The sequence below is a fragment of the Halobacillus campisalis genome (assembly GCF_030345335.1).
In the GTDB taxonomy this organism is placed as follows: domain Bacteria; phylum Bacillota; class Bacilli; order Bacillales; family Halobacillaceae; genus Halobacillus_A; species Halobacillus_A campisalis.
Genome location: NZ_JAPVRC010000003.1, coordinates 376,655 through 403,440, shown reverse-complemented (window position 1 = coordinate 403,440; position 26,786 = coordinate 376,655). Strand labels below are relative to the sequence as shown.

Annotated in this window: 38 protein-coding genes; 33 read left to right on the top strand and 5 right to left on the bottom strand. The window is 42.7% G+C overall.

Translation table 11 applies throughout. The features are described 5' to 3' along the window. Window positions 1-77: 77 nt before the first annotated feature. The gene (locus tag O2Q26_RS09485) at window positions 78-575 is read left to right on the top strand and encodes a metallophosphoesterase family protein (protein ID WP_289215677.1); all 498 of its coding nucleotides are present in this window, start codon (window positions 78-80) and stop codon (window positions 573-575) included. Here O2Q26_RS09485 and nei read toward each other — a convergent pair. Together nei and O2Q26_RS09475 are read right to left on the bottom strand one after the other, a co-directional pair. Then, entirely contained in the window at window positions 557-1,384 is an 828-nt protein-coding gene (gene nei, locus O2Q26_RS09480) for an endonuclease VIII (protein ID WP_289215676.1), read from the bottom strand. The two genes, O2Q26_RS09485 and nei, sit on opposite strands and share 19 nt — an antisense overlap. A 1,036-nt stretch (window positions 1,385-2,420) precedes the next feature. Further along, window positions 2,421-3,290: an SDR family oxidoreductase gene (locus tag O2Q26_RS09475; protein WP_289215675.1), complete on the bottom strand. Its 870-nt coding sequence runs from the start codon at window positions 3,288-3,290 to the stop codon at window positions 2,421-2,423. 316 nt (window positions 3,291-3,606) lie between these two features. Here O2Q26_RS09475 and gvpQ point away from each other — a divergent pair, with 316 nt between their 5' ends. The 17 genes from gvpQ (at window position 3,607) to O2Q26_RS09390 (ending at window position 13,073) form a co-directional block, all read left to right on the top strand. Next, entirely contained in the window at window positions 3,607-4,203 is a 597-nt protein-coding gene (gvpQ, locus tag O2Q26_RS09470) for a gas vesicle protein GvpQ (protein ID WP_289215674.1), read from the top strand. A gap of 21 nt (window positions 4,204-4,224) precedes the next feature. After that, entirely contained in the window at window positions 4,225-4,521 is a 297-nt protein-coding gene (gene gvpA, locus O2Q26_RS09465; RefSeq protein WP_289215673.1) for a gas vesicle structural protein GvpA, read from the top strand. Between the two features lie 70 nt (window positions 4,522-4,591). Beyond that, entirely contained in the window at window positions 4,592-4,855 is a 264-nt protein-coding gene (gene gvpO, locus O2Q26_RS09460) for a gas vesicle protein GvpO (RefSeq protein WP_253936201.1), read from the top strand. 17 nt (window positions 4,856-4,872) lie between these two features. Continuing rightward, window positions 4,873-5,784 carry a gas vesicle protein GvpN gene (gene gvpN, locus O2Q26_RS09455; protein ID WP_289215672.1) on the top strand — a complete coding sequence of 304 codons (912 nt, stop codon included), beginning with the start codon at window positions 4,873-4,875 and terminating at the stop codon, window positions 5,782-5,784. Continuing rightward, entirely contained in the window at window positions 5,769-6,560 is a 792-nt protein-coding gene (locus O2Q26_RS09450) for a GvpL/GvpF family gas vesicle protein (protein ID WP_390216164.1), read from the top strand. The genes gvpN and O2Q26_RS09450 overlap by 16 nt, the downstream gene beginning before the upstream one ends. After that, entirely contained in the window at window positions 6,557-6,808 is a 252-nt protein-coding gene (locus O2Q26_RS09445) for a gas vesicle protein GvpG (RefSeq protein WP_289215670.1), read from the top strand. Before O2Q26_RS09450 ends, O2Q26_RS09445 begins: the two co-directional genes overlap by 4 nt. Before the next feature lie 18 nt (window positions 6,809-6,826). Then, on the top strand, window positions 6,827-7,630 hold the full coding sequence (locus O2Q26_RS09440) for a GvpL/GvpF family gas vesicle protein (RefSeq protein WP_289215669.1): 804 nt from the start codon (window positions 6,827-6,829) through the stop codon (window positions 7,628-7,630). A 15-nt stretch (window positions 7,631-7,645) separates the two neighbouring features. After that, entirely contained in the window at window positions 7,646-7,903 is a 258-nt protein-coding gene (locus O2Q26_RS09435; RefSeq protein ID WP_253936196.1) for a gas vesicle protein, read from the top strand. Then, window positions 7,884-8,183: a gas vesicle protein K gene (locus O2Q26_RS09430; RefSeq protein ID WP_253936195.1), complete on the top strand. Its 300-nt coding sequence runs from the start codon at window positions 7,884-7,886 to the stop codon at window positions 8,181-8,183. The genes O2Q26_RS09435 and O2Q26_RS09430 overlap by 20 nt, the downstream gene beginning before the upstream one ends. Window positions 8,184-8,201: 18 nt before the next feature. Beyond that, window positions 8,202-8,525 carry a gas vesicle protein gene (locus tag O2Q26_RS09425; protein ID WP_253936194.1) on the top strand — a complete coding sequence of 108 codons (324 nt, stop codon included), beginning with the start codon at window positions 8,202-8,204 and terminating at the stop codon, window positions 8,523-8,525. Window positions 8,526-8,545: 20 nt separating this feature from the next. Next, window positions 8,546-9,766 carry a hypothetical protein gene (locus O2Q26_RS09420; protein ID WP_289215668.1) on the top strand — a complete coding sequence of 407 codons (1,221 nt, stop codon included), beginning with the start codon at window positions 8,546-8,548 and terminating at the stop codon, window positions 9,764-9,766. Between the two features lie 60 nt (window positions 9,767-9,826). Continuing rightward, entirely contained in the window at window positions 9,827-10,195 is a 369-nt protein-coding gene (gene gvpU, locus O2Q26_RS09415; RefSeq protein WP_289215667.1) for a gas vesicle accessory protein GvpU, read from the top strand. Window positions 10,196-10,315: 120 nt separating this feature from the next. Next, entirely contained in the window at window positions 10,316-11,224 is a 909-nt protein-coding gene (locus tag O2Q26_RS09410) for a DMT family transporter (protein WP_289215666.1), read from the top strand. Window positions 11,225-11,295: 71 nt separating this feature from the next. After that, window positions 11,296-11,742 carry a DUF948 domain-containing protein gene (locus tag O2Q26_RS09405; RefSeq protein ID WP_289215665.1) on the top strand — a complete coding sequence of 149 codons (447 nt, stop codon included), beginning with the start codon at window positions 11,296-11,298 and terminating at the stop codon, window positions 11,740-11,742. 29 nt (window positions 11,743-11,771) lie between these two features. Then, window positions 11,772-12,221: a DUF948 domain-containing protein gene (locus O2Q26_RS09400; protein ID WP_253936189.1), complete on the top strand. Its 450-nt coding sequence runs from the start codon at window positions 11,772-11,774 to the stop codon at window positions 12,219-12,221. Continuing rightward, window positions 12,218-12,490: a hypothetical protein gene (locus tag O2Q26_RS09395; protein ID WP_289215664.1), complete on the top strand. Its 273-nt coding sequence runs from the start codon at window positions 12,218-12,220 to the stop codon at window positions 12,488-12,490. Before O2Q26_RS09400 ends, O2Q26_RS09395 begins: the two co-directional genes overlap by 4 nt. A gap of 43 nt (window positions 12,491-12,533) precedes the next feature. Further along, on the top strand, window positions 12,534-13,073 hold the full coding sequence (locus O2Q26_RS09390) for a YtxH domain-containing protein (RefSeq protein WP_289215663.1): 540 nt from the start codon (window positions 12,534-12,536) through the stop codon (window positions 13,071-13,073). A 45-nt stretch (window positions 13,074-13,118) separates the two neighbouring features. On the opposite strand, the gene splB is transcribed toward O2Q26_RS09390, so the two are convergent. Together splB and O2Q26_RS09380 are read right to left on the bottom strand one after the other, a co-directional pair. Further along, the gene (gene splB / locus O2Q26_RS09385; RefSeq protein ID WP_253936186.1) at window positions 13,119-14,147 is read right to left on the bottom strand and encodes a spore photoproduct lyase; all 1,029 of its coding nucleotides are present in this window, start codon (window positions 14,145-14,147) and stop codon (window positions 13,119-13,121) included. Then, window positions 14,141-14,401 carry a transcriptional regulator SplA domain-containing protein gene (locus O2Q26_RS09380; RefSeq protein ID WP_289215662.1) on the bottom strand — a complete coding sequence of 87 codons (261 nt, stop codon included), beginning with the start codon at window positions 14,399-14,401 and terminating at the stop codon, window positions 14,141-14,143. Before O2Q26_RS09380 ends, splB begins: the two co-directional genes overlap by 7 nt. Before the next feature lie 144 nt (window positions 14,402-14,545). On the opposite strand from O2Q26_RS09380, the gene O2Q26_RS09375 reads away from it, so the two are divergent. The 11 genes from O2Q26_RS09375 (at window position 14,546) to O2Q26_RS09325 (ending at window position 22,531) form a co-directional block, all read left to right on the top strand. Beyond that, window positions 14,546-15,574 carry an ArsR/SmtB family transcription factor gene (locus tag O2Q26_RS09375; protein WP_289215661.1) on the top strand — a complete coding sequence of 343 codons (1,029 nt, stop codon included), beginning with the start codon at window positions 14,546-14,548 and terminating at the stop codon, window positions 15,572-15,574. Next, on the top strand, window positions 15,571-16,809 hold the full coding sequence (locus tag O2Q26_RS09370) for an MFS transporter (protein ID WP_289215660.1): 1,239 nt from the start codon (window positions 15,571-15,573) through the stop codon (window positions 16,807-16,809). Before O2Q26_RS09375 ends, O2Q26_RS09370 begins: the two co-directional genes overlap by 4 nt. Before the next feature lie 94 nt (window positions 16,810-16,903). Next, entirely contained in the window at window positions 16,904-17,341 is a 438-nt protein-coding gene (locus O2Q26_RS09365; protein WP_289215659.1) for a GNAT family N-acetyltransferase, read from the top strand. Between the two features lie 32 nt (window positions 17,342-17,373). Continuing rightward, a complete protein-coding gene (locus O2Q26_RS09360; RefSeq protein ID WP_289215658.1) occupies window positions 17,374-17,559 on the top strand; it encodes a hypothetical protein in 186 nt (61 codons plus the stop codon). Window positions 17,560-17,573: 14 nt separating this feature from the next. Then, window positions 17,574-17,924, top strand: a complete 351-nt coding sequence (locus O2Q26_RS09355) for a VOC family protein (protein WP_289215657.1) — start codon at window positions 17,574-17,576, stop codon at window positions 17,922-17,924. After that, window positions 17,924-18,400 carry a GyrI-like domain-containing protein gene (locus O2Q26_RS09350; RefSeq protein ID WP_289215656.1) on the top strand — a complete coding sequence of 159 codons (477 nt, stop codon included), beginning with the start codon at window positions 17,924-17,926 and terminating at the stop codon, window positions 18,398-18,400. Before O2Q26_RS09355 ends, O2Q26_RS09350 begins: the two co-directional genes overlap by 1 nt. 56 nt (window positions 18,401-18,456) lie before the next feature. Beyond that, window positions 18,457-18,717, top strand: a complete 261-nt coding sequence (locus tag O2Q26_RS09345; RefSeq protein ID WP_289215655.1) for a hypothetical protein — start codon at window positions 18,457-18,459, stop codon at window positions 18,715-18,717. Window positions 18,718-19,204: 487 nt separating this feature from the next. Continuing rightward, window positions 19,205-20,080: a nucleoid occlusion protein gene (noc, locus tag O2Q26_RS09340; protein ID WP_289215654.1), complete on the top strand. Its 876-nt coding sequence runs from the start codon at window positions 19,205-19,207 to the stop codon at window positions 20,078-20,080. Between the two features lie 81 nt (window positions 20,081-20,161). Next, window positions 20,162-20,935 carry a ParA family protein gene (locus O2Q26_RS09335; protein WP_253936176.1) on the top strand — a complete coding sequence of 258 codons (774 nt, stop codon included), beginning with the start codon at window positions 20,162-20,164 and terminating at the stop codon, window positions 20,933-20,935. After that, window positions 20,916-21,758: a ParB/RepB/Spo0J family partition protein gene (locus tag O2Q26_RS09330; RefSeq protein WP_289215653.1), complete on the top strand. Its 843-nt coding sequence runs from the start codon at window positions 20,916-20,918 to the stop codon at window positions 21,756-21,758. Before O2Q26_RS09335 ends, O2Q26_RS09330 begins: the two co-directional genes overlap by 20 nt. Before the next feature lie 68 nt (window positions 21,759-21,826). Next, entirely contained in the window at window positions 21,827-22,531 is a 705-nt protein-coding gene (locus tag O2Q26_RS09325) for a DUF554 domain-containing protein (RefSeq protein ID WP_289215652.1), read from the top strand. 34 nt (window positions 22,532-22,565) lie between these two features. Here O2Q26_RS09325 and yyaC read toward each other — a convergent pair whose 3' ends face one another. Beyond that, a complete protein-coding gene (gene yyaC / locus O2Q26_RS09320; protein WP_289215651.1) occupies window positions 22,566-23,183 on the bottom strand; it encodes a spore protease YyaC in 618 nt (205 codons plus the stop codon). A 111-nt stretch (window positions 23,184-23,294) separates the two neighbouring features. On the opposite strand from yyaC, the gene O2Q26_RS09315 reads away from it, so the two are divergent. From O2Q26_RS09315 to ychF, 4 genes are all read left to right on the top strand, one after another. After that, complete coding sequence (locus O2Q26_RS09315; protein WP_289215727.1) at window positions 23,295-24,290, top strand: YkvI family membrane protein; 996 nt, start codon at window positions 23,295-23,297, stop codon at window positions 24,288-24,290. A gap of 50 nt (window positions 24,291-24,340) precedes the next feature. Further along, on the top strand, window positions 24,341-25,231 hold the full coding sequence (locus O2Q26_RS09310; RefSeq protein WP_390216156.1) for a mechanosensitive ion channel family protein: 891 nt from the start codon (window positions 24,341-24,343) through the stop codon (window positions 25,229-25,231). 13 nt (window positions 25,232-25,244) lie between these two features. After that, entirely contained in the window at window positions 25,245-25,442 is a 198-nt protein-coding gene (locus tag O2Q26_RS09305) for a DUF951 domain-containing protein (protein WP_390216155.1), read from the top strand. A 178-nt stretch (window positions 25,443-25,620) separates the two neighbouring features. Next, window positions 25,621-26,718 carry a redox-regulated ATPase YchF gene (gene ychF, locus O2Q26_RS09300; RefSeq protein ID WP_289215650.1) on the top strand — a complete coding sequence of 366 codons (1,098 nt, stop codon included), beginning with the start codon at window positions 25,621-25,623 and terminating at the stop codon, window positions 26,716-26,718. Window positions 26,719-26,786 lie beyond the last annotated feature (68 nt).

Sequence of the window (26,786 nt, the reverse complement as noted above, 5' to 3'; positions counted from 1 at the left end):
TTTATTGAATAATATTCCATATTCTTGTTCCCTTTTGATCCCAAAATAAACGTCTTGAATCAAAGGAGGTCATGTAAATGAACATTATCGTGGTGTCGGATACCCATATGCCGAAAAAAGGAAAAAAGCTCCCTTTTCTTCTGCAGGAAGAAATGAAAAAGGCGGACTTAGTCATCCATGCGGGGGATTGGCAGACCCCTGATATATATGAGCATTTCCAGCAATTTGGTGATCTTTACGGAGTGTATGGGAATGTAGATGGGGAAGATATGAAGCGGTTAGTCCCGAGGAGACAATTGCTGAATGTAGAAGGGTATAAAATAGGTGTCGTTCATGGACATGGAGAAAAGAAAACGACAGAAAAACGTGCAGCAGCTGAATTTGAAGAGGAGGATGTGGACTTGATCATCTTTGGACATTCCCACCTCCCTCTTCTAAAATTTTCAAAAAAAACAATGCTGTTCAATCCTGGTTCAGCTACTGATAAACGCAGACTCCCTCATTATTCTTTTGGGAAAATCACGTTGAATAAAGGAATCACAGCTCAGCATATATTTTACGATTCATTAGACTGACAGTTTGGACAGTAATAGCAGCGACGCGATCCTGCTTTGAACTTCACGATTTCCGTTCCACATAATCGGCAGGGCAGTCCTTCCCGGTTGAACACCCAATGTCTGTATTGATATCGCTTGGCTCCTTCAGCTTTTAAGCGTTCAGCTAATGTAAGATCATTCGTAATGCCGTTGTTTTCATAAGATCTCCACATAAGATCGATACAAGCATGTGCGGCTTTGGCGAGTTTTTCCTTTGTACAATCGATCGGACGCAGGTCAGGATGAATGCCAGCGGAAAATAAAATTTCACTGCGCAGATAATTCCCGACCCCTGCGATAAACGTTTGATCGAGCAGCAAGGCTGTCCACTTTCTTCTGCGGAATTTGTCACTTTGGAAGCGGGAAATCAGATCCTCGGCAGTCACAGGTTCACTTAATAAATCAGGTCCCGCTTTTGCGATGAACGAATGGAAAGGGACTTCTTCATCGCGCATCACTTCAATATCGGAAGCACTGTATAATAAGGCCGACTTTTTCTCATTATGAAGAGCTAATCTCAGCTGCCGATTCGTCTTAGGATAGTTATAGGCGTTTCGAATGTACCATTTTCCGTACAGCTGATTGTGAGAATAAATAGTATAGCCGTTCGTAAAATGGATGAGCATCGCTTTCCCTTTAGTTTTAACTTTTTCTATGGATGTGCCCTTTAATATGCTTTCATAGTCTTTTAAATGATCGAAAGCGAAGTAAAGTTCGTTCACAGGTCGTCCTGCTAAGGCTTTTTCGACTTGATCGGCGGCGCGTTTAATCTCTGGACCTTCTGGCATAGTCATCGAACTCCTTCTCTTGTAGTACATTTCTAGTTAACCTGTATATTCCATTACCCCGTTATTGTGGTGGTTTATCATAATCGAGACGATCGGTTTAACTTATTTCCTTCTATATCGTTTCCAGCAATATCGAATGAATAGAGAAGCTGTTTAGTATGTACGGGGACGAAAAATTAACAATCTGCCGGGATCAAAGCAGATTGTTTTTTGATAGAGACTAGTTCTTTTTAATGAATGAACAGGAGATTTGAGTACTAACGCTTGCGAGAAATAATTGTTTTATGATCAAAGTAAGTGAATCAGGGGGTAAATTCAGAAATCTTTATATAGGATTGAAACCTTTTTCTTAGAAGATCGTTTTTACGGAAGCTGTTAATAAATATTCTTAAAAAATGATAATTAGAAAGGGGGAGAAATAATGGAAATATTCTTGTTTAGTATCTTTTCGGCTTTAATCATATACACCACGGTTCGTTCATTGATTAAGGTTTATAATACAGCCTTAAAAAGAGATGAGATATCAAAACGAAAACATAGATTTTTGATTACGATTTCAACTTTGGCTGGCTTTTTCATAGCAACACTATTACCTTTAGGATATCTTTCACTTTTTTGATCCTAACCATTTTAAGAATAGAGACCGTGTTTTTAGTTATGCATTTCTACTTTAGTATAAATCTATGTGATACGTCGTTGTTGATGATTTATAAGAGGATCATTCAATGATACCGCAGGATTGTTACAGACTTAGTTTCGAGCCTGACGGGATTCGTTGCCGAAATGAGAGTAAGGGGGGGTTGGGAAGCTAATCCATTCAAGAGAAGAGTGATAAGAACTCCTGAAATAGGAGCTCCTGCCGCTGTCGAACATAACGGAAACAGTCCGAACATTTAGAATTAGCGCCTTCAAGAAAAGGAAGCTTATATGAACAGAGCCTATAATAAAAAGAAAAGCACTCTCGCTATTAAGCGAGAGCGCCATATTTTTCAGGTATGAACCCTTTAATCAATATATCGGGTTCTTTTTATTCCAACTAGCTGTTCATAATCATTCCGCCATTAATGTGAATGAATTGGCCAGTAATATACGTGGAATCGTCAGAAGCTAACAGAACATAGCTGCCTACGTGCTCCACAGGCTGACCCGGACGGTTCATCGGCGTATCGGAACCGAACTGTTCCACTTTTTCTTCAGAGAAAGTGGACGGAATCAACGGTGTCCAAATCGGACCGGGTGCTACTCCATTGACGCGGATTCCTTTATCGACAAGCTGCTTAGCCATCGATCTTGTGAAAGCGACAACTGCCCCTTTCGTTGCCGTGTAATCCACAAGCTGTTCGTTTCCGGTATACGGGTTAACGGAAGCTGTATTGATGATGGCACTTCCTTTTTTTAAATGAGGAAGAGCGGCTTTCGTTAAGTGGAACATAGAGTAGATATTCGTTTTAAACGTGCTTTCCAACTGCTCCGTTGAGATGTTCATAATGTCATCTGTAGGGTGCTGTTCAGCTGCATTATTGACGAGAATGTCCAGCTTCCCTAGCTCATTGACGGTTTTCTCTACAGCATCACGACAAACTGATTCGTCCCCGACATCGCCAGGAATCAAAATCGCCTTGCGTCCTTCAGCTTCGATTTTCTCTTTCGTATATTCGGCGTCTTCATGCTCATCAAGATAGGATATCGCAACGTCTGCTCCTTCTTTTGCATACCCAATGGCTACGGAACGGCCGATGCCGCTATCGCCGCCTGTAATAAGTGCTACTTTTCCTTTTAATTTGTTTCCACTGCGGTAATCCTCATCCGCCTGTAGCGGAAGCGGATCCATTTTATCTTCAAAACCAGGCTGTCTTTCCTGTTCTTGACCTGGCTGGCCTTGTGTTTGTCGATCCATTCGATTCATCATAATTCCTCCTTAGGTTCGATAAATAATCTATTCCTCTCTAGAAAAAAATTCAAACACTTTCACGTTAAGGAGAATTATTATACTAGAAAAAATATAATAGTAATATTTGTAATAATAATTAAAAGAGTCATGAATAATCCCTTTGTTTATAAGGTGCTTTAGAACTAATGAAAACTCGATTTCTGTAATAATAAGAGAAATTATTACCATTTCAAAAAGAAACCTTTCTAATATAGGTTTTCAAGATCTCTCACATGGGAAGGAAGAATAAAAATAGCTTCTAAAAAAAGGTATTTTTTAAAAGGGTGATGGAATGAGCGAAGAAGAAAAGGAAAACACTCAATCCGAAGGTATGTTAGAGAAAATCGAAGGTGGTGTTAAGAAGTCAGCCAGAGCCGTAAAGAATCAATGGCCCCGAGTTTCTCGTGTAGTGAAGAAAGCAGACGATCCCGTTGAAGCAAAAGAACATGCGGAAGAAGAAGTAAAAGACGAAATGGGCGATCAGATTCGAGAGCAGTTTAAGAAACAACTGCAATCGGAAGCTAATCAATTAACTGAGAACCTGCAAGAAAAGAAAGAAGAAAATGCTGAAAAAGTCCATGCGAAAGCTGAAGAGGCTCAGGAAAAAATGCAGGATGGCATGCTGGAGCTTAGACAAAACCTCGCTTCTTTTAAAGAATCAGGTAAAGAGCTGCAGGAAAAGATAGACGAAAACAAACCCTCAACCATGCGCACAAGCCATAATACGCTTAGAGGCGCACAGGATATAAAGGGTGTGTCGAATATTAAGAGTTACAATCATGTGAAAGGTCCTAAAGATGTCAAAGGGACAGCGGACATCAGAAGTTACAGTGATGTGAAGGGTCCCAAAGACGTCAAAGGGATTGAAAATATTAAAAACTATTTTTAAAAATAGGAGAGGAGAATCATTATGGCTATTCAAAAATCGACAGATAGTTCAAGCTTGGCTGAAGTAATTGACCGTATTCTGGATAAAGGGATTGTAATTGATGCGTTTGTTCGAATTAACGTGGTAGGAATTGAACTTATTACCGTAGAAGCGAGAGTCGTAGTAGCAAGTGTAGACACATGGCTTCGTTACGCGGAAGCAGTAGGACTGCTTCGTGACGAAGTGGAAGAAGAAGGTCTGGGAGGACGTCTGGGAGAGCAGGAATCATCATCTCCATCCAATTCCCAGGAAAACGAACGTGCCCAATTTAACATCTAGTAGTTAAGAGAGGGCTGGAGAAAAAGTCTAGCCCTCTTCAATATGCAGTTAGGAAGGTGCTGAAAAAGTCATGAAGATTATGGATAACGTTACGCAGTTTTTTAAAGAACATATCGCTCCGCCACATAAGATCATTTCAGTGAAAAAGAAGGAAGAGAATGAAGGCTGGAGAGTTCTAGTAGAAGTGATTGAAGAACGGGAATATATGCGCAGGTACGCTCATGATGAAATGGTCGGCTTGTATGAAGTGACCGTTGATAACGATAAAGAAGTAACAGAATTCCACCGTATCAGTCTCAGGTTCAGAAGTGACCTTGAAGAGCAAGCCGAATAAAGTAGGGAGGGCAGAGAATGACGATTTTAAAGGACAGCACCAGTAACCAGACCCAGCAAGACGTATACAACGATCCCTATTTTAAAAGTTTGATCCAGCGGTCCTTACGATATTTAAAGACTGGATATCCTGTGCATTTCACCGGTCCCTCAGGAATAGGAAAAACCACACTTGCCCTCCACATTGCCAAACAGCGACAGCGGCCCGTATTGCTGATCAATGGAAATAAAGAGTTATCGAACGAAGATTTGATCGGGGCATATACAGGTTATAGGAGAAAGAAACTGAACGATAACTTCGTGCGCACCGTTCATAAAATCGAAGAAAATATCTCCGAAGAGTGGGTGCAAGGCCGTTTGTATGAAGCTGTAAAGGAAGGCTATACAGTGGTGTACGATGAGTTTACTCGTTCGCAGCCAGAAACGAATAACCTGTTTCTTTCGATTCTTGAGGAGAAAATCCTTCCTCTGTATGGAACGAAGCGAACAGCCTCTCATATAGATGTTCACCCCAATTTCTCAGTTATTTTCACGAGCAACCCGGCAGAATATGCGGGAGTCTATCAATCGCAGGATGCGTTACTGGATCGTATGGTAACTCTTCCAGTGGAGTATATGGACGAAGAAGCGGAAGTCGCTATCGTAATGAAAAAAACGAAACTAAGAAAATATAAAGCGGAAGCAATTGTTCAATTTGTCAATCGTGTCAGGAATCTATGTGATAACGACATAGCAAGTTTGAGTTTACGCTCATCTCTTATGATTGCTCAGGTTGTAGAAAAGTACGACATCAAGGTCGACGGCAATGACGAAGAATTTCAGGATTTATGTATGGATATCACGTTATTTCCATTACGGTCATGTTCTGATGAGTCCGAGTCGATCGATGATTTACGAGATAAAATTTTAGCGGAATGCAGAGAAGTATAGGGGGAAACAAAGTGGAACAAGAAACAGGAATATACATTTTTTGCAGTATCCAGACACAGGAGAAAAAGGAATTCGGCACTATCCATTTTGAAGGAGAAGATCGTGAAACGTTTACGGTTCATTATCAGGATGCAGCTATGGTCGCTGCAGAAGTCCCGATGAAAATTTATCACCCGAATAAAGAGAACCTCATGCTTCATCAGCAGGTCATTTCAAACGTTATGGATAAAGAGGATACTGTAGTTCCTATCAGCTTCGGAAACGTATTTCATTCAACAGAAGATATTGAGGTTTTACTGAAGAACTTATATCCACAATTATCGAAACTGTTCCCGCAGATCAAGAATAAAATCGAGGTCGGTCTAAAGGTCGTCGGAAAGAAAGAATGGCTGGAGAACCAGATTTCAAAGGATTCCAAAGTTATGCAGAAGAAAAGCGAAGTATCAAAGAAATCTGAGGATGCAGGATATTTCGACCGAATGAAGCTCGGAGAAATGGCCCAGAAGTTTTTCAAGTCCCTACAGCAGGAGATCGAACAAGATATACACGCGCCTTTAGTGAAGTATTCAGATTCGGCTAAAGCGAACGATCCAATCGGTGAAAAAATGCTGCTCAATGGATCTTATCTGATCGATCGCAGTAAGGAAGATCAGTTTGACGAGAAAGTGAACGAAATGCACGAGAAATGGAAAGATAAAGTCGACTTCAAATATACCGGGCCTTGGCCGGCATACAATTTCATTAATATTAAATTGAAAGTGGAGGAGAGCACATGATTCATAAATTATTCACTTTTCCCATCGACATGATTATAAATATTGGCGAGCACGTAAAGGAAGAAGTGGATAAAGAATTTTATGATCTCGAAACGATTCAAAAGAAACTCATTCATTTACAAATGATGTATGAATTGGATGAAGTCTCAGAAGAAGTCTATAAGAAGCAAGAAGAAGAACTGCTGGTCAGATATGAAACAGCTAAGAAGCTGGAAATGGAGCAGTGGGAAGAATTAACCAAGCGGTAAAAATAGGGGAGTCTTACGATGAGTCAATTATTTTATTTATACGGAATGATTCAAACACGAGAAAATCAAACGAATCCTTTCTCCGAGTTAAAAGGTATAGACGGTGAGCATCGTCTGGACCTTATGGAATACGGGGAACTATCAGCAGTATTCTGTCATGTTGATGAAGAAGAATTTGGTGAAGATGTACTGGAAGAGAAAACGAATCAAATGGAGTGGGTGAAAGATAAAGCCTTTCATCACCATGAAATGCTTATGAAAATCCATGAGCAGGCGACGATCATTCCCATGAAGTTTTGCACGATTTATAAAACGGAGCAAAATCTTCGCGCCATGATCGATTCCCACCAGCAGCAGATGGTGGACTTACTCAAACAATTAGACGGAAAAGAAGAATGGAATTTGAAAATATATTGTGACCGCGACAGACTTTCTGAACAAGTGAGCGAGCACAATTTAAATATAAAGAAGAAAAAAGAAGAAATCGCTCAAATGTCAAAAGGGCGGCAATATTTAGAATCCAGGAAAATCGATCAATATATCGATCAGGAAGTCGAAAAGGAACAAGAAGAATTCTCTTCTGAGTTCCATGACAAGCTTGCTGATTTCAGCGTCAACAGCACGGTGAAGAAGAATTGGAACCGTGATGTGACGGGGAAAGATGAAGAAATGTGTTGGAACAGTGCCTACCTTGTCCCTTTAGATAAGGTGGAGAATTTCCTCGAGTTGGTGACAGAGGCAGAAAAAGCTCACGGGCAATCCGGCTGGATATTTGAAGCGACAGGACCTTGGCCGGCTTACCATTTTGCAAATTTATCGTAAAGCGAGGCGTCACCGATGTCCCATAGAGAAACCTATCAAAACAAAGAAATAGGATTGATCGATATTCTCGATACGGTTCTTGATAAAGGGGTCGCCATTAAAGGGGATCTGATTATCTCGATTGCCGGAATCGATTTAGTCTATCTTGATTTGCGTGTGCTCATCTCGGCCGTTGAAACGCTCGTTCAGTCGAATATGGATTCGGACAGCCTGACATCCAAACGTTTCGATCAAGAAAAGGAGGATTTGACCCATGTCACAGAGCAATCTTAAACACCAGCCCCCGCAAAGCGGAAGGATCAACCTTGATCCTGAAGGCGCTGAACAAGGACTAGCCCAGCTCGTTTTGACAGTCATAGAGCTGCTGCGCCAACTGGTAGAACGCCATGCGATCCGCCGGGTAGACGGAGGGACTCTTACAGAAGAAGAAATCGAGAATCTCGGAGTGGCGCTCATGAACCTGGAAGTGAAAATGGACGAGCTTAAGGATATTTTCGACTTGAAAGACGAAGATCTCAATATAGATTTAGGACCTCTTGGGAATCTACTATAAGAAAGGGGAATGACGACCATGACCATTGAACATTCTACGCGTGGAAATAGTATCGTAGACGTTTTGGAAACCGTACTGGATAAAGGTGTTGTCATCGCCGGAGATATCCGAGTAGGAATTGCCGACGTAGAACTATTGACGATAAAAATCCGTTTGATTGTGGCTTCCGTTGATAAGGCGAAAGAAATCGGCATGGACTGGTGGGAAACAGATCCTTACCTGAACTCCAAAGCAGCGGAACAAAATACCGAGCAGTTAGAGAAAGAAAATAAAGAATTGCAAAAGCGTATCGAGCAATTAGAAAAAAATATGAATCCATCTAATAACAATAGATTCGTATAAAATAAAAAGGAGTGTTGACTATGGGAGATGAAAACAAAAGAAGTACACTGAACCGTGCAATAATTGGAGGACTTTTAGGGACGGCTGCAGGGATGATGATTCGTTCCAAAGATTCAGATTCAAGTAACGAAAAGAAAACGACGTTGAATTCAGATTCAGACACCACTCAGGAAACAGAAGGCTCCAGCTTAAAAGAAAGAGGAAAAGCGATTGGCAGTAAAGCGAGTGCTGGTGTGGCAAGTGTAAAAGATAAAACAAGAAGTGCTGCCAGCAAAACGAAGGAAACGACTTCAAATGCTGCTGGCAAGCTGAAAAGAAATAAAAGTCAGGATGAAGAAGAAGAGTACGACTACGAGGAAGAAGAAGAACAAGAACAAAGACCAAAAAGCAAAAGAGCCAGAATAAAGAACGCAGCCGGCAAGCTGAAAAGAAATAAGAATCAAGACGAAGAAGAAGAGTACGACGATGAGGAAGAAGAGCAAGAAGAACAACCGAAAAGCAAAAGAGCCAGAATAAAAAACGCAGCCGGCAAGCTGAGAAGAAATAAGAATCAAGACGAAGAAGAAGAAGAGTACGACGATGAGGAAGAAGAGCAGGAAGAACAACCGAAAAGCAAAAGAACAAAAGTAAAAAACGCAGCCGGCAAGCTGAAAAGAAATAAGAATCAAGACGAAGAAGAAGAAGAATACGACGATGAGGAAGAAGAGCAGGAAGAACAACCGAAAAGCAAAAGAACAAAAGTAAAAAACACAGCTGGCAAGCCTAAGAAAACTAAAAACCAAGTCGAAGAAGATGAGTCCGAAGAAGATGATGAAGCAGCACAGCAGGAAGCGGCGGCAACCGCGGAAGCTGAACCAGCAGTGGCAGAAGAAGATGTAGAATTAAAGGATCCTAAGGAACAAGAAGAAGCTGCTGATGATAGTGAAGAAGAGGAAACAGATGAGCAAGAGGAAGAACAAGAGGAAGAACAAGAACAACCACAGAAAAAAGCAGAGCAGCCAAAAGAAGAAAAGAAATCTTCAAAAGCACCAGCTTCTAAGTCGACAACAAGGAAGAAAAAATCTGCTTCTAAACCTAAAAGAAACAATGCCGATATTATCCCAATGGACAATCAGGGAAGTGGATCGGAGCAAGAAGACAATGAGCCTTCTGCCCGTTCATCTGAGTCTGATCAATCTAAGGAAAAAGGTTCATCTAAAGGTAAAACGACAATTGTTAATGATGATGATACTTCAAAATAATAAGCCGGCACGCTAGAAAAATATAATTTTGCAAGACCTTAAGAATAGGGAGGCTAGACTATGGATGATTTATTAATTTCTTTTATTAAAGCAGCAAATAACCATGATTTTTCATTGGATATCACTTTGAACGTCAATGGAGCACTGGTTACAGGCACGACTATATCAGCAGAAGAGTATTTGGATTCTCTATCCCAAAAGTTTGGAGACGGAAATGAGGTGTCTAAGGCCCTCGGCGAAAACCTTTCAGAAGCCAGCAAGTCGGCTAAAGACGCTTCTAATGGAGATGTATCCTATATTCATTTGAAGAACGCTCAAGTGTACAATGGCGATGAGGACCCTACTCCATCGGAAGGGAAATTCTATTGGCGGGGCAGCCTGGACAAGGTGGATGGCTTCTTCCTAGGAAAGATATCTGCAGAAGGATAAGAGCCAGTTTTAAAGATGCGGGGCAACCCGCTTCTTTTTTTGTGTTCTTTACACTTGAAAAGTGATAGGTTATAAGGAGTTGATTACTTACGACTCTCCTATTAAGAAGGGGGTGGCTCTATGTATCCTTATCTGCTGATGATTTGTGTCGTCTTTATGTATGCGGGGAACATCCTGGTCGGAAAGGCGCTGAATGACCTGCCGCCAATGACAATCACCTTTATCCGCTTAGCTGTGGCATTCATTGTTCTCTTTCCTATCGGCTATCGAAGTGTTTGGAGAAACAAAACGGTGTTCTTAGCTAACAAAATGCCGGTCTTCGTATTGGCCTTATCAGGCATCACTTTATTCAATACATCAATCTACGGGGCTCTGCAGTTTACAACCTCTGCGAACGTCGCCATCCTTGAGTCTGCCATCCCCGCTGTCACAGTAATCTTAAGCGTACTTATCTTAAAGGAAAAAGTCATGAAGGTGCAATGGATCGGAGTCGTCCTGTCACTTTTTGGAGCGGTATGGGTGATCATAGAAGGTAAACTTCTTCAGCTCGCTGCCTTAGAATGGAACATTGGTGATTTTATAATGATCAGCGCTATTCTATCCTGGGCAGTATATTCACTGTTCGTGAAGCTTCATATGTTTAAATTCCCTCCGTATGCCGTTGTACTCGTCATCACCGGGATAGGGTTAGTCCTGCTTTTTCCTGCCGTGGTTGCGGAATGGTGGATGACAGGTGTTCCGTCCTTCGATAAGCCCGGTCATTTCATTGGATTATTGTATTTAGGTGTTTTTCCTTCATTTATCGCTCTGATCTTATATAATAGGGCTGTAGGCCTTCTCGGCGCATCGAAAGCCTCCATTTTCCTCAACTTTCTCCCTGTAGTAACTATGGCAGGGGCAGCATTGTGGCTTGGAGAGCGTATCACCTGGATGCATATCTTTGGTACAATTATTGTGATATCAGGCGTTTTATTAACGACTCAGGGGGGTAAATCTATCGTAAGAAAGGAAAAAGTTATACCGGAATAATTCATTTTAAATTTGACGTTTGGCCGTACTGTATTAGGGTATCTTTTACATAACAAGGAGGAATGATGGGAATGTCCTTAACATCGATTAGTTTATTAATTATCGCCGTTTCTTTTGCACTCATAGCTATATTTGTAGTGAAAGTATTATTGGCGGCTTCCAGCACAATGAAAAATGTAGCTGGCACATTAGAAAGTGTAGAAAGCAAGATGGACGGAATTACAAAAGAATCGGAATTATTATTACAAAAATCGAACTCTTTAGCGGACGATGTCCAGCATAAGAGTGAATCATTAAATAGTCTCTTTAATTCGTTAAATAACGTTGGAGCATCCGTAGGCAACATGAGTGAGTCTATGAACCAATTGTCGGCCAGTGTCTCCAGGACTTCAGAAAAGCATTCAGATGACTTGGCGAAGTTCATGAAGTGGGGAGATACGGCAATCAATATGTATTCGAAATACAAATTAAGAAAACAGACTTTCGAGGGTCGCGCACCCAACCACGATACGAAGTAATCAATTTAAAAAGAAAAGAGGTTAAAACTATGGATTATCTAGGAATTGGTGTATTAATCATTGGCATCGTATTTGCCATTGTTTCAATTTTTCTTATAAAGACGCTTAACAATTTGGCTAATGTATTAAAAGGTGTGGATCGTACAGTTGAGAAGCTTCCAGATCAGCTGGACGGGGTCATGTCCCAAACCACAGATGTTCTTCATACGAGTAACGACACTTTAGCGGATGTGAACGAAAAGATCAAAGCGCTCAGTCCTCTATTTTACATGGTAGGAGATATAGGGGAGTCTTCACGTAAGCTGACGTCTTCTCTTGTTGATGTAACGAAATCAATGAAACAGAATACTTCAACAGGCGAAACGAAAGTGAAAGAAAGAGACGTTAGTGGTCTATACGGCGCAGTGGCTTTAGGATACTACCTCACGCAAAAACGTAAAGCCCTTAAAGAAGCTGCTGCTGCGGGCAAAACATCATGAGTGAAACGGTGAAAGAACGTAAACAGTCCCAGCCTCTCAGTACGGGAGTCGCTCTATTTTTGGGGTTTATAGGAGGTGCCCTGCTTCGTTCTAAAGCAGCACCGGACGATCCTTCCATACGTAAAACCTCTAAAGAGTATGTGAAGAATAAGTACCAGGAGAAAATGGATCATTTGAATGAAACAGGAAGACAAAGGTATGAAAAGATCCAAGTAAAAAAACAGGCGCTGAAATCAGAAGCCAGGAAAGATGCAGTTACGCGAAATTAAAATCTAATGATTCTTTACTAAAAGAATCGAAAGGGGAACCATCATGCCAAACGAACAACTGAACCAACGAAGTCAACAAACGGAATCACAAAAAGGAAAACTTTCTCTTGCCATTACAGTAGGAGCTCTAGTCGGAGGAATCCTTGTCCTGGCGAAGAATGATAATGCTCGTACTCGTTTGAAAGAAACCTCAGCTTCTACTAAAAACTCTGTGAGCCAATATGTTTCAGACGTGAAAGCTGATCCGTCAGGTGCAAAAAACGACCTTGTGGATCGTATTCAAAAAACAGCTTCCATTACGAAAGAGGCTCTTAATAAAATTCAGGAAATTTTGGATACTCAAGGAAAAGACATTGCAGAAAAGGCCCAGGAAGTAAAAGAAGAATCTCAAGATATTGTTTCTACGGCTAAAGACGCAGGAGAAGAATTGAAGGATGTTGGCGATAAAGTGAAAGAAGCGAAAGATGAGCTGACCGAATCTGCAGAGGATGAAGCAGCAGCCACTACTAGCCCGTCCACAACAAGTAAAGATGACGATGATGACATCAATGATCCTACCGTAGCTAAAGGACCGGTAAACTAAATATTATAAGCAAAAAGCAGCCAGAGGATCCCTTCTGGCTGCTTTTTATGTGAAATATTCTAATGTCGCTTCAGGAAAATGCTTTTCAATGTATCCGCCGAGAGTATCTTTCATATCCTGCTGCTCATCTTTTTTGTACACATACTTCCCTATTCCGTAACGTCCCCACTTGTACTGCCGTTTTTCTTCATCCATCTCAAGCTTTGTCATAGGATAGTTTTTTTGGATGGTACGCTTGGCCGGTTGTGTAAATCGATGTTGAATGAGTTCAAACGTCAAGTCTTTCGTCGCGTACGCAGGCAATTTGTCTTCCAGCTTTTCAAACAGAATTCTATATCCTTCCTTCCAATCTTCGTACAGATAAATCGGAGCGATGATGAAGCCAAGCGGGTATCCGGCTTCTGCGACTTTAGCGGCCGCTTCGATTCTTTCATCAAGACGGGACGTTCCCGGCTCGAGATATTTAATAACATAATCCGCGTTTAAACTGAATCGGAACCTCGTCCGCCCCTTATGTTCAGCATCCAGTAAGTGATCGACATGTGCGAATTTGGTAACGAAGCGAAGGCGTCCATGATCAGATTTGCCGAAGTATTCAATCGCATGTTTCAGCGTATGAGTTAAATGATCGACACCCACAATATCCGATGTACACGAAGCTTCAAAGCGGGTTTCTTCTGGCGCTCTCTCTTTCATGTACTGTTCAGCCGAATCAAAGATTTCATCGACATTGACGTACGTGCGGATATACGGTTTGCTCCCCATAGTCGTCTGCAAGTAACAGTAATGGCAGTGGCCCATACACCCAGTAGCAAAAGGAATCGCATATTCGGCAGAAGGCTTGGATGTATCGAATTTCAGCGTTTTCCGAATACCTACGACTAATGTCGATTTCGCCACACGATATTTTTGAAAGTCATTGTCTCCTGGTAAGTTTCTTACTTGGTTATGGGAGGTCGTTTCCCGTATTTCAATATTCATTTTTTCGAACTTGTTTTTTAATTCTTTTCCTAAAGGATATTCAAGTGCGCGTGGTTCAATATAAACGAGCTGGGGTACAAAGGGTTTTACCACTCCAGTCCCTCCTCATGAGTGGAACCGAAACTTTGCTCATAAGCCATTTCAGCTTCTGCTTGCGAAGTGTACACAGCAATATCGGAATCCAGTGGGAAATAAGTTTCGTATAAAAATAAAGCGAGTTGTCCTGCGTGTTCGGGATGGTGAACGACTGCCGCTTCTTGTATGTTCGCAACGTTGTATGTGTGGGGGTTTCGGTAGATGACGTATACGATATCCCCGGCTTGATAGCCTGAATAATTAGCTTCCATATGCTCCCGCCTCTTCTTTTGATTAGTGCTCTCATTGTTCCACTAGTCGTAGAAAATATGTATCGTTTAATTTGTTCTAATAAAATTGAATTTTACATTCTAATATTATAGAATATAAAGAAATACATGTGGAGGAGTGGTACTATGAACGTTATTCAGTCAAATTATAAGAGACGAGAAACGTATCATGTCACGATCGAGCATTCTATCCTATTCGAATGTGCGCTTGGCATCGCTGCCATAACGAATAAGCCCCTGCTTGACACCCTTGAGAAAAAGGACTGGCCGACAGGCAGTTTCAGCCCGGCATTAAGGCAGGAGCTCGCCACGGTAGAAAAAAATAATACGTGGAAATCCCTTCTTCAGCTCTTACACCAGGAATCCTTCCAAACCCTTCAGCAATTCACAGATTTTATTGACCATTTACCAGAGGAACAGCTTAAATTCATCTGTCTTCCTTACTTAGGAGAATCATTTCAAGAGAAGCGTGCGGAAGCCTCTAAAGGACAGGATCAGTCCATCCATTATTTAAAAAAAGAGGTAGAGGATCATCCCTTTTTCGCTGAATATATCAGCTTTATTTCAAGTACTGACCCGATAAAGCTTAAAACCCATCTACAGACGGTCATGAACGAATGGTATGAAGCGGTCATTCAGCCTGAGGAACAGACCGCTGTTTTAGAACGGGATCATCGTGCAAAAGAAAAAATGCTCGCTAATATGGAGCCGGAAGCTTTTATCGAATGGGCGACAGGCGGTATCCAGTACCCGGCGGAACCTAGTGTCTATCGAGTTTTGTTAATTCCTCACATGACGTACAGACCGTGGAACGTAGAAGCTGACTTAGAGGGAACGAAAGTATTTTATTATCCCGTCTCAAACGACAGCTTACATTCAAATGACCCTTATACCCCGGATCAATTTGTCGTACAGAAATACAAGGCACTGGGTGATGAAGTAAGATTGAAGATCATCAAATACTTATTTGAGCAGGAGAGGACGCTTCAAGAGCTTACCGGCCTTCTGGAAATGGGGAAATCGACGATCCATCACCACCTGAAAATGCTGAAGGCAGCGAGGATTGTAGAGTCGAGCCATTCCACGTATCGACTGAAAAAGCAGACGATCGATATGATGGGGGCAGAACTTGAACAGTTCTTAGGCCGGAAATGATAACAAACGCCCGGCACCAGGATGTTCAGCGCCCATCGGAATGGAAAAAGAATTACCCTGCTTTCCGTTTTATTGGAGGAAATGTGATTTCCTTTTTTGGAGACCAGATTTATTTACTTGCTTTACCTCTCATCGTTTTTGCATTAACCGGATCTCCCCTGGCCATGGGGGTTATCGCTTTTTTAGAGCGACTTCCGATTCTTTTGCAGCCTCTCCTTGGGGCAGCCGTAGACCGATTGGACCGTAAGCGGATCCTTCTTTATTGTGATGCTGTGCGAGGAGTTACCGCGGGGCTGGTCGGAGGACTGTTTATCATCGACCAATTGATGCTCTGGCAATTGTTCGGCTCGGCATTAGTGATGGGGTTTTTTACCCAGCTGTATAATACGTCGCAGTTCGCTTCGATTCCATCCTTAGTCCGGGAAATCGATTTAGAAAGAGCAAATTCCATAAATACTGGACTTTTCCAGACCGCCGTTATGCTAGGACCGGCGGCTGGCGGGCTGATCGTAAGCTTGTATCATCCTGGTTACGCATTATTGATCAACAGTTTAAGTTTTTTCCTGGCGTGGATAGCAGTGAAAACGTTACCATTAATACATACAAACATAAGAGAAAGCAAACAGAGATTATGGCAGGATGTGAAAGAGGGCTTCGTCTATGTCTATCAGATAAAACCAATTCTATATACGAATTTGGCTATGATGGTGTCGATATTTGGGACGACTCTTTTTCTGACGATGATGGTTTTTCATTTAAAGGGGACGGTCGAACTGACGGCATCAGAAATTGGCGTCCTGCTTTCTGTCGGAGGGGGAGCTGCTATAATCGGCGCACTGATCACCCCGGCTTTACGAAAAAGGTGGAGCTACCAGCGGATATTATTCACGGCTTCGTCATTCGGTGGATTATCAATTATCGGATTCAGCATGACTTCCTCTTTTTCAGGATTGATGATGATGAATGCGGCGGGAACGTTTGCCGCTTCCGTTCAAAGCCCTTGTATCGTAACGGTCCGGCAGAAGCTGACACCTCAAAGATTATTAGGGAGAGTCCAGGCGACGAGCCGTTTGATCAGCTGGGTGTCTATGCCGGCTGCCGCTCTGCTTGCTGGATTAATTGCCGAGTGGTTCAGCACGACTTATACGATCCTGCTCGGCGGAATCGTTGCGACAGCGGCCTCCGTCTTTTATTTACACCCCTCGTTGTCCCGTGTTTTTGTGAGGAAAATGTGAGGATTGTTTGATATTCCTTTTAAAAAAAGCGGAGAAATGTCTACAATGGGGAGTAGATAACAGCAGAGAAACTTTTACAAGGAGAAAATCGTCTATGAATATAACACACGCAACTTTGCAAGAAATTAAAGGAGTTCTTCCTCATATCGGGGAATCTTTACAAGAAGGCTCCCGCGGGTTCTATCAGATAGGGAGAGACCAGGCTTCGAAAATGATGCAGGACGTGCTAGATGAAGATGGTCAAATCCAGATCGCAAAAGATGGAGAGACCATTATCGGCTGGGTTCTATATGGCCAGCAAAAAGACAGTTTCACCGGAGAAGATATCGGTTTTATTTATGATTTGTTCGTCATGCAGGAGTACCGTGGCCGGGGTATCGCAAAGTCGCTCATGGAGAATGCGATGACCGAACTGAAGCTTCAAGGAATGAATTCTGTCAGGCTCGTCGTCTATGCGGGCAATTATGCGAAAGAATTATATGAAAAGCTGGGCTTTTCCGATAACCGTACGGTCATGAGTAAAAAGCTATAAAACCTTCCATTTTTTAAGGAGAGGAGGATTTCTTGGACTTTGTAATCATAATAGTAATCTACGTCCTCTTTTGGATCATCCTTCTCCTCTCCGGCTTTTTCATTATTAAACAGCGAGTATCTGACCGGAAAAAACGAGAGAAGGACCTCTCGGAAGAAGTGAATCGCCTGAGCGAACGAGTGAAGGTCCTAAAGCAAGGGCAGTCGGATGAAAAGTAAAGGGAGATGACACGATGCAACCCATTTTGAATCAGATCGGCACGACATTCATCCCGGTTAAAAACATTGAGCAGGCCCGGGATTGGTATTGTGATTTGCTTGGCGTTCCAAATGATGAAGAAATTACAGCGGGCCACCTTTATATTCTACCGATGCAAGGAACAGGGATTGTGTTAGACAGCAAAATTTTTAAAGAAGAAGCCATTTATAAAATTCCTGCTTTTCACTTTAATACGACTGATATTAAGGCAGCTTATGAGTATATGCAGCAAAAAGACGTCGATATCGTTTCTAAGATTGAAAATGATCATTGGTTTACCTTTAGAGACCCAGACGGCAATCTGCTTATGGTGTGTGAGTGCTGATGAAATATGAAAAACCTGGAATTAAACAATTAGCCGAAATGACAATCGTCGGGTTCAGAGTCCAATGCAAAGGCTCCCATTACATACACGAAATACCGAAGGCCTCTGCTGAACTTGACCGTCGGAAAAATGAAATTGGACATTTGGTTTCCCCTCTTGAGCAATTCGGGGCTTTTGTAGTTGATGAAGAGACCGCGGAGGAAGAGGGATATTGGGTAGGATTTCCTGTTCACACGTTGGAGAAAATCCCTGAAGGAATGGTTTCCCTTACAATTCCTGCTCAGACCTATGCATCTTTACCTATCGCAGGTAACAACGAGCAAATCGTCCCCGCCTACGAATTTTTACAGCAGTGGATGGAAAAGCATGACTATCCCCGCTTATTAAATAAATGGCACTTAGAGAAGTATACGAAGTGGGACAGCGCAGATTATGTGGAAGTCGACCTGCTGGATACGACTGAAAACAAGCATTAGACCAATTTGCTATCAAAAGCCATTGGATCATCTGAAATAAGTGGAGGAGGAAACGTATGAATATAGTAGCCATCAGCCTATTAGCTTTGATCGCTATATTCTTTATTGCAAAAACACAGGAGTTAGAGAAAAAAGTGAAGCGGCTGGACCAAACGGTGAGACAGTTAAGCGAGCAAGTAGACCTCCCAGAACCCCCCATAAACGAAGAGCTTCGAAGATTAGTCCGTGAAGGAAAAGATGTCCAGGCCGTAAAACGCGCCCGCCAGGAATTCGGCTATTCCTTATTAGAAGCCAAAGAATATGTAGATTCTTTATAGATTAGAAAGAAATTTGTCTCCGATCTGTTTAAGAATGTTATGAACGGAGGGAAGGATGGAGAGCTGAAGATGATTTCATTCCTCCCTTCGTGGCAATGGGGTCTTTGAAATGGCTTGCCGTCTTCCCTGCGGAAAGCGAGTCATTTCCAATACCCCATTTCTCCAAGTGGAAATAATGAAACCATCCTTTCAGGTCAGGGAGTTTAGACGTAAAGTCGAAACATGTCATAATATTTCCTACATGCATAATGAGCTATGAATTTCCTGCATAAATCAGCTGTTGAAGGAGCGATCTTTCAAATATTCGGTTCACTTAATACTTTTGATAGTCAAAATATGATAAAATAGATTTAGAGTTAAAAGGCATACGTACGCGCAGCAGCATGATAGCCTGCGGCGTTTTTTTCTATTGGATATAAAGATTATGTTTCACGTGGAACAAAATAATTCGTGTGCTTGATTGATCGTAAAAAGGTGGTGTGTGATCGTGTTACATCCTTTTAGCCGTTTGTTCGGTCTGGGGGACAAGTCGGATCCTGAAAATAATGATCATCCTGAAAAGGAGATCGAAGAAGAATATACGTCCGATGAGGTTATCCAGGTTCCTGTTGATAGCATTCAGCCGAACCGATATCAGCCAAGATCTATATTTAACGATGAAAAAATCAGTGAACTTGCCCAGACGCTACACACACATGGGATGATTCAACCGATTGTCTTACGTAGATTAAATGAAGAGCAATTTGAAATAATCGCAGGGGAACGCAGATGGCGTGCCGTCCAGACGCTCGGATGGGAGTACATTTCTGCGATCATCCGCGATATGGACGATGCCCAGACTGCATCTGTCGCTCTTATCGAAAATCTTCAGCGTGAAGAATTGACGGTGATTGAAGAAGCGACAGCTTATGCTAGATTGCTTGAGATTCACGAATTGACGCAGGAGGCGCTGGCTCAGCGTTTAGGGAAGAGTCAATCGACCGTGGCTAATAAATTACGGCTGCTCAAACTTCCTCAATCAGTCCAGCAGGCCGTGATGAACAAAGAAATTACCGAACGCCACGCAAGAGCTCTGATTGCTCTTCGAGATGCAGAGCGCCAGGAGAAGCTGCTTCACGAAATCATTGATAAACAGCTCAATGTGAAGCAGACGGAAGAACGAATCAATAAAATGAACGATTCGACACCTAAGAAGAAAAAGGCGACATTAAAAGGCGTAAACAAAGATATGAGAATCGCCATGAACACGATTCGTCAATCTCTTGATATGGTGACCGATACGGGTGTCGATTTAGAAACGAATGAAGAAGATCATGAAGATTATTATCAATTCACGATCAGAATACCGAAGAAAAAACAATAGCTTCAACTCGTTCACCCATCTTAAGACGACATGAGATGGGTGTTTTTAAAAATACAGGATGTTAAAAAGGCAGGTGACAGCATGGGTAAAGTGATTTCCATTGCCAACCAAAAAGGGGGTGTAGGGAAAACCACAACCGCTGTGAATTTAAGTGCATGCCTAGCTTACTTGAATCATAAAGTACTGCTCGTGGACATTGACCCGCAAGGTAATGCGACGAGTGGAGTAGGTGTAGAGAAAGGTTCCATCAACCAATGCATTTATGATGTATTAATAGATAGTGTAAGTGCTGAGGATGTGCGCACGTCCACATTGGTAGAGAACTTAGATGCCATCCCGGCAACCATCCAATTGGCCGGAGCCGAAATAGAGCTTGTTCCTACAATTTCAAGGGAAGTCCGGCTTAAGAAGGCAATTGATGAAGTGAAGGACAGCTATGATTATGTGATCATCGACTGCCCGCCTTCTCTTGGGTTATTGACCATCAACTCATTGACGGCCTCAGATTCTGTTTTGATCCCTGTTCAATGTGAGTACTATGCTTTAGAAGGTTTGAGTCAATTGTTGAATACGATTCGGATTGTGCAAAAGCATTTGAATAAGGAACTGATGATTGAAGGGGTGTTACTGACGATGCTGGACGCCCGGACGAACTTAGGGATGCAAGTCATCGAAGAGGTGAAAAAGTATTTTCAGGAGAGGGTCTATCAATCTATCATTCCTCGTAATGTCCGTTTAAGCGAAGCACCTAGTCATGGGAAGCCGATTATTTTATATGATGCGAAGTCACGAGGTGCAGAAGTTTATTTAGATCTAGCGAAGGAAGTGGTGACAAATGGCGAAAGGGTTAGGTAAAGGGCTCGATTCAATTTTTACCGACTCTCATGCAAGAGATGCCGAAGAGCTTGAAGAAGTGAAGGTGCAGGAATGCAGGCCCAATCCTTATCAACCTCGAAAACATTTTACGGCGTCCGCAATCGAAGAGCTGGCCCAGTCGATCAAAGAGCATGGGGTCCTGCAGCCGTTGATTGTTCGTAAAAGCATTAAAGGCTATGAAATCGTAGCAGGAGAACGACGGTTCCGTGCGGCATCCCAGGCAGGATTGGAGTACATCCCGGTCATTATCCGGCAGATGTCGGATAATGAAATGATGGAGGTCGCTTTGCTGGAAAACCTTCAGCGTGAAAACCTCACGCCTATAGAAGAAGCTCAAGCTTATCAGAACCTCATCAAGGAACTCGGAGTCACTCAGGAAGAGCTTTCTCAGCGTCTCGGAAAAAGCAGATCCCATATTGCGAACTTAGTGAGACTCCTCAATCTCTCACCGGAAGTGATGAGGAAGATCAATGAAGGAACGTTATCGATGGGTCATGGACGGGCGATCTTAGGTTTGAAGGATAAAGGTCAGCTCCCTGCAGTCCTGCAAATAATTGAAAGGGATCAATTAAATGTAAGACAAGTGGAAAAGCTGATATTGGATTATAATGAACGGAAACCGAAAAGGAAAAAACCTGCCGCGGAAAAAGATATCTTCCTCAAAGAAAGGGAAGCGACGCTTAAAGAACGGCTCGGGACAGACGTAACCATTCATAAAGGAAAGAAAAAAGGGAAAATCGAAATCGAATTTTTCGATGACGAAGACCTTGAACGGATTTTAGGCTGGATGGATCATAAATAAGACCTAAGAGACCTGGCAGGTGCTGACCGGGTCTTTTTACTGGAGTGGAAGGAATAGGAGAGGTCGTCATGGTTTTATTAGGTACAATTGTAAATGGCATCTGTATCGTAATTGGTACGTTGCTTGGACTGATTTTCACAAGAATTCCCGAGAGGTTCAAGGAAACCGTCATGAGCGGCGTAGGCCTCGCCGTGCTGCTGATAGGGATTCAAATGGCTTTAGAAACAGATAATATCGTCATTGTGCTGCTCAGTATTTTAAGTGGCGCCATCCTTGGCGAGCTCCTGCATTTAGAAGAAAGACTGGAATACATAGGACGCTGGATTGAAGGAAAGTTTGTTAAACCGGAACGAAATTCTACCATTGCCCAAGGGTTTATCACAGCATCTCTCATGTTTGTTATAGGCGCAATGTCTGTCATTGGAGCACTGGACGGCGGATTGAGGAACGATCATGAAATCCTGATTACTAAAGCTGTCATCGATGGGTTTGTGGCGCTGGTCCTCACTTCCACCTTAGGCATCGGCGTATTGTTTTCTGTTATTCCTGTCGTCCTTTATGAAGGTTCGATCGCTTTACTGGCGACTCAAATTAACCGCTGGGTTCCTCAAGACATGCTTGATTTTTTCATTGTAGAAATGACGGCTACAGGCGGTCTGTTAATTGTAGCTCTCGGGCTCAACTTGTTGAAGATTACGCGAATCCGTGTCGCTAACTTGCTTCCAGCATTACTGATGGTAGGGGTGGTCGTTTATGTTGCTCAATGGTTTTAAGAAAGGTTCAGGGAAACAAGAAACAGCAGCGATGTTATCGTTGCTGTTTTTTCGTGGCGGCTAAGAAATTTCTATAGGGCTCCTGGGCTTCACGCTCGTTCAACCTTTTTGTTTCTGTCAGGCGCAGGGCGGCTGCGATTTTGGCAGCCATGCTCATAACGATATGGAGTCTCGTATTCTGCAGGACGACATATTCCATAAAACCACCCACGTTCACCATTCCGCTAATATGATAATCCCCAACATCCGGGAGGTCCTTTTTTAAGGCTGCCCCGGGACTTAAAGATCCTTGGCCGAGAACGACTGATCCTATCGACGATTTTTTCCCAAGGCAAGCGTCAATAGCTAACACCAGGGGCTTTGGGTGCAGTCGGTTAATCGCTTTAATGGTATCGTGTAAATTCAGAGCGTGGACAGGTTCTTCTAATGTTCCGTATACGTGGATGGTTTTCAAGGGCTGGTCGCGCAGCATCGAACCGACTAATGGACCCAGCGCGTCCCCTGTTGAACGATCTGTACCTATACAAATGACAATGACATCTTTTTGGTTAGGGAGCCATTGGTTGAGACATTCGCTCAATTGTTCGCTCATAAGGGGATCATCCGTATGAAACCGCTGCTCATCTTTTGAAAACATGTCCTTCCTATTCATAGCTTCTCCTCCACATACATATTAGTAACAGTATATAAGAGTGGACGAGTTTCTATACGTGACAAATACATAGGGCGAGGAGCGATTCCCTTGGTTTCAGGGATAAAATGGATGTTCTTAATTGTAGGTACGATGATTGGTGCTGGCTACGCTTCAGGAAGAGAATTATGGCAGTTCTTTGGACATGACAGCAGTTTGGCGATCCTGTTATTTACGGTGATGTTTATCATATGCTGCTTATCGATCATGAGTATCAGCTTTAAGCAGCAGTCAGGGGATTATTTATCTGTCCTGCGCACGATAGTTGGCAAGCATTTGACGGGGGTCTATGATTGGATGATCATCATTTATCTATTTACGACTACGGTCGTTATGCTGGCCGGAAGCGGGGCGACGTGGGAGGCGTTCCACCTTTCTTACAGGCTCGGTGTATTGGCGATCGCCATCCCGCTCATTTTACTATTTGTCTGGGATATAAAAGGGATCGTTACGGTGAACAGCCTTGTTTTACCGTTGTTGATCACAGGGCTGCTGTTCATATTGATTGTGTTCATCTCCGATCAGAACCTTTCCTTGTTCAGTCACGTCACAGAAACGGATAATTGGAAGGCTGCCTTTCCATTTACAGCCTTGAATGTCCTGCCGCTGATCGCTGTGCTTGGAGCAATCGGGAACCGGATGACGAGCAGGAAAGAAGTGTGGGTCGCAAGCGTAGGAAGCGGCTTAATCTTAGGCGTGGTGTCCTTTTTATACAATAATAGTTTGATTCAAATATCTGATGAAATTCTTGTCTATGAAATTCCGTTATTTGCAATTCTCCAGCATTATCCTTATGGAATGATGGTGTTCATGTCCATAATGATGTGGATCGCCATTTTCACAACGGCGGCTTCAGGCACGTTAGGGCTCGTCACCCGTTTTCGCAGCTATTGGAAACAGCCGCTCTGGATTGTAGCTTTTGCCGTCGTCGCTCTCATGCTTCCCTTTACGTCTTTTGGTTTTTCTACATTAATTGAGTACTTGTATCCTCTATATGGATTACTCAACTTGTACGTTTTATCATCATTATTAATTTATCCTTTGACCCAGCGATTCAAAATCAGTTAAAAACCTGTTAAAATATATCTCATACTATGAGAGGCAGGCGAATAACTGTGGTGGAAGAAGTAACTGACCAGGTGGATGATGCAGTAAACTACGTCACAGGCCCTGATTTATGGATGAGTTTAGGGCACGGGGCTTTGAAAATTATACTAATCTTGATCATTTCTTTTATTATTATAAAAGTAGGGAAACGAGTTATCGGCCAGTTTTTTGTTCAGCGCAGGCAGGGTCCTTTTTCTATTACAGCACGCAGGGAAGCGACTCTTAAGAAGCTTGTAGCTAATGCACTGAGCTATATTGTTTATTTTACGGCATTCATTATGATACTTGAAACGTTCACTTTAGATATAGGCGCACTGCTGGCCGGGGCAGGGATCGCAGGACTGGCGATCGGCTTTGGTGCTCAAAACCTGGTACGTGATATTATCAGCGGATTTTTCATCATATTTGAGGATCAATTTTCCGTAGGTGATTTCATTCAGACCTCGGGGGTGGAAGGGATCGTTGAGGAAGTAGGCTTGCGTACGTGTAAAGTGAAAGGCTGGACAGGCGAAGTGCATATCCTGCCTAATGGGAACGTGACTCAAGTGACGAACTACTCCATTCACAACAGCTTTGCCATTGTTGACGTCAGTATTGCCTACGAAGAAAATATTGAAAAAGCCGAGCAAGTGATGGCCGATCTTCTTGAAGAGATGCCGGAACGCTATCCTGCAATGGCAGCCGTGCCTGAATTGTTAGGCGTCCAAAACCTGGCTGCTTCAGAAGTCGTCATCCGCATCATGGCGGAATGTGAACCGATGGAACATTATGCTATCTCACGGGCGATTCGAAAAGAAGTGAAAAACAGATTAGATGAAGTAGGAATTGAAATTCCATTCCCACGTTTGGTGATGTATTCTCGTCATGAAGAAGAGACGTCCCAGGAACCATCTCAAAAATAGGAGGGTGACTGTTATGATGGATAAAACGTATCAGTTAAACGATGTAGTGCAAATGAAAAAAGCTCATCCTTGTGGGGAAAACCGCTGGAAGATCATTCGGATGGGCGCCGATATCCGGATTAAATGTGAAGGCTGCGGACACAGCGTCATGATTCCGAGGAAAAAGTTCGAAACGAAGATGAAAAAAGTATTAGAAACGAATGAACAATAGGTATTTCAGAGAAACCGATTTAAGGAAATGGAATATTTAATGAATGAAAAGTTAGAAACAGGCTCTGTTTGGGGCTTGTTTTTTCATTTTCGCATAGGTTGTTATTTTCCTTTAGAGTATCTATAATTGGTATGACCAACATACATGTATGTAAATCCTTAAGGAGTGGAAGTTTTATATGGCATTAACAGCAGGAATCGTAGGGCTGCCTAACGTGGGCAAGTCTACATTATTTAACGCAATTACACAGGCAGGCGCTTTATCTGCGAACTATCCGTTTGCGACGATCGACCCGAACGTCGGGATCGTTGAAGTCCCGGATCCTCGTTTAGAGAAGCTGACTGAACTCGTGAATCCAAAGAAAACCGTCCCAACAGCATTTGAGTTTACCGATATCGCAGGCATTGTCAAAGGCGCAAGTAAAGGGGAAGGACTGGGCAATCAGTTCCTGTCTCATATTCGTCAAGTGGATGCGATTACCCACGTCGTGCGTGCATTCGAAGATGAAAACATCACCCACGTTTCAGGTGAAGTCGATCCGATTATGGATATTGAAACGATTAATTTAGAACTAATCTTAGCTGATCTTGAAACAGTTTCAAAACGCTTGGAACGTGTTGCGAAAATGGCTCGTCAAAAAGATAAGGACGCAGTCGCGGAATATGCCGTGCTTGAGAAGCTGAAAGAAGGATTGGAAGAAGAAACACCTGCCCGTGCCATGGAGTTCTCTTCCGATCAGCAGAAAATCGTCAAAGGTCTTCACCTTCTGACGGCCAAGCCGATTCTTTACGTAGCGAACGTAAGTGAAGATGAGATTGGAGAAGGCGATAATGATAAAGTTAAAAGCATTCGTGAATTTGCAGCAAAAGAGAATGCGGAAGTCATTGTCGTCTGTGCCAAAATTGAAGCTGAAATCGCCGAGCTTGAAGGGGATGAAAAGGCGGAATTCCTTGAAGATCTTGGAATTGCCGAATCCGGACTGGATCAGCTGATCAAAGCGACGTATAACCTTCTGGGACTGGCTACGTACTTTACGGCAGGTGAACAGGAAGTAAGAGCTTGGACATTTAAAGAAGGCATGACTGCCCCACAAGCAGCCGGAATTATTCATACAGACTTCGAACGAGGATTCATTCGTGCGGAGACGGTTTCCTATGGCGATCTAGTAGACGCCGGCACGATGGGTGCTGCGCGTGATCGCGGCCGTGTCCGTTTGGAAGGCAAAGAATATTTAGTGAAAGATGGCGACGTTATTCATTTCCGTTTTAACGTATAAGCGAGGATCTCTCCGTTAGCTGTTGTCAACTTAGTAGAATTTTGATATAATACAACATTGTGAGTAAT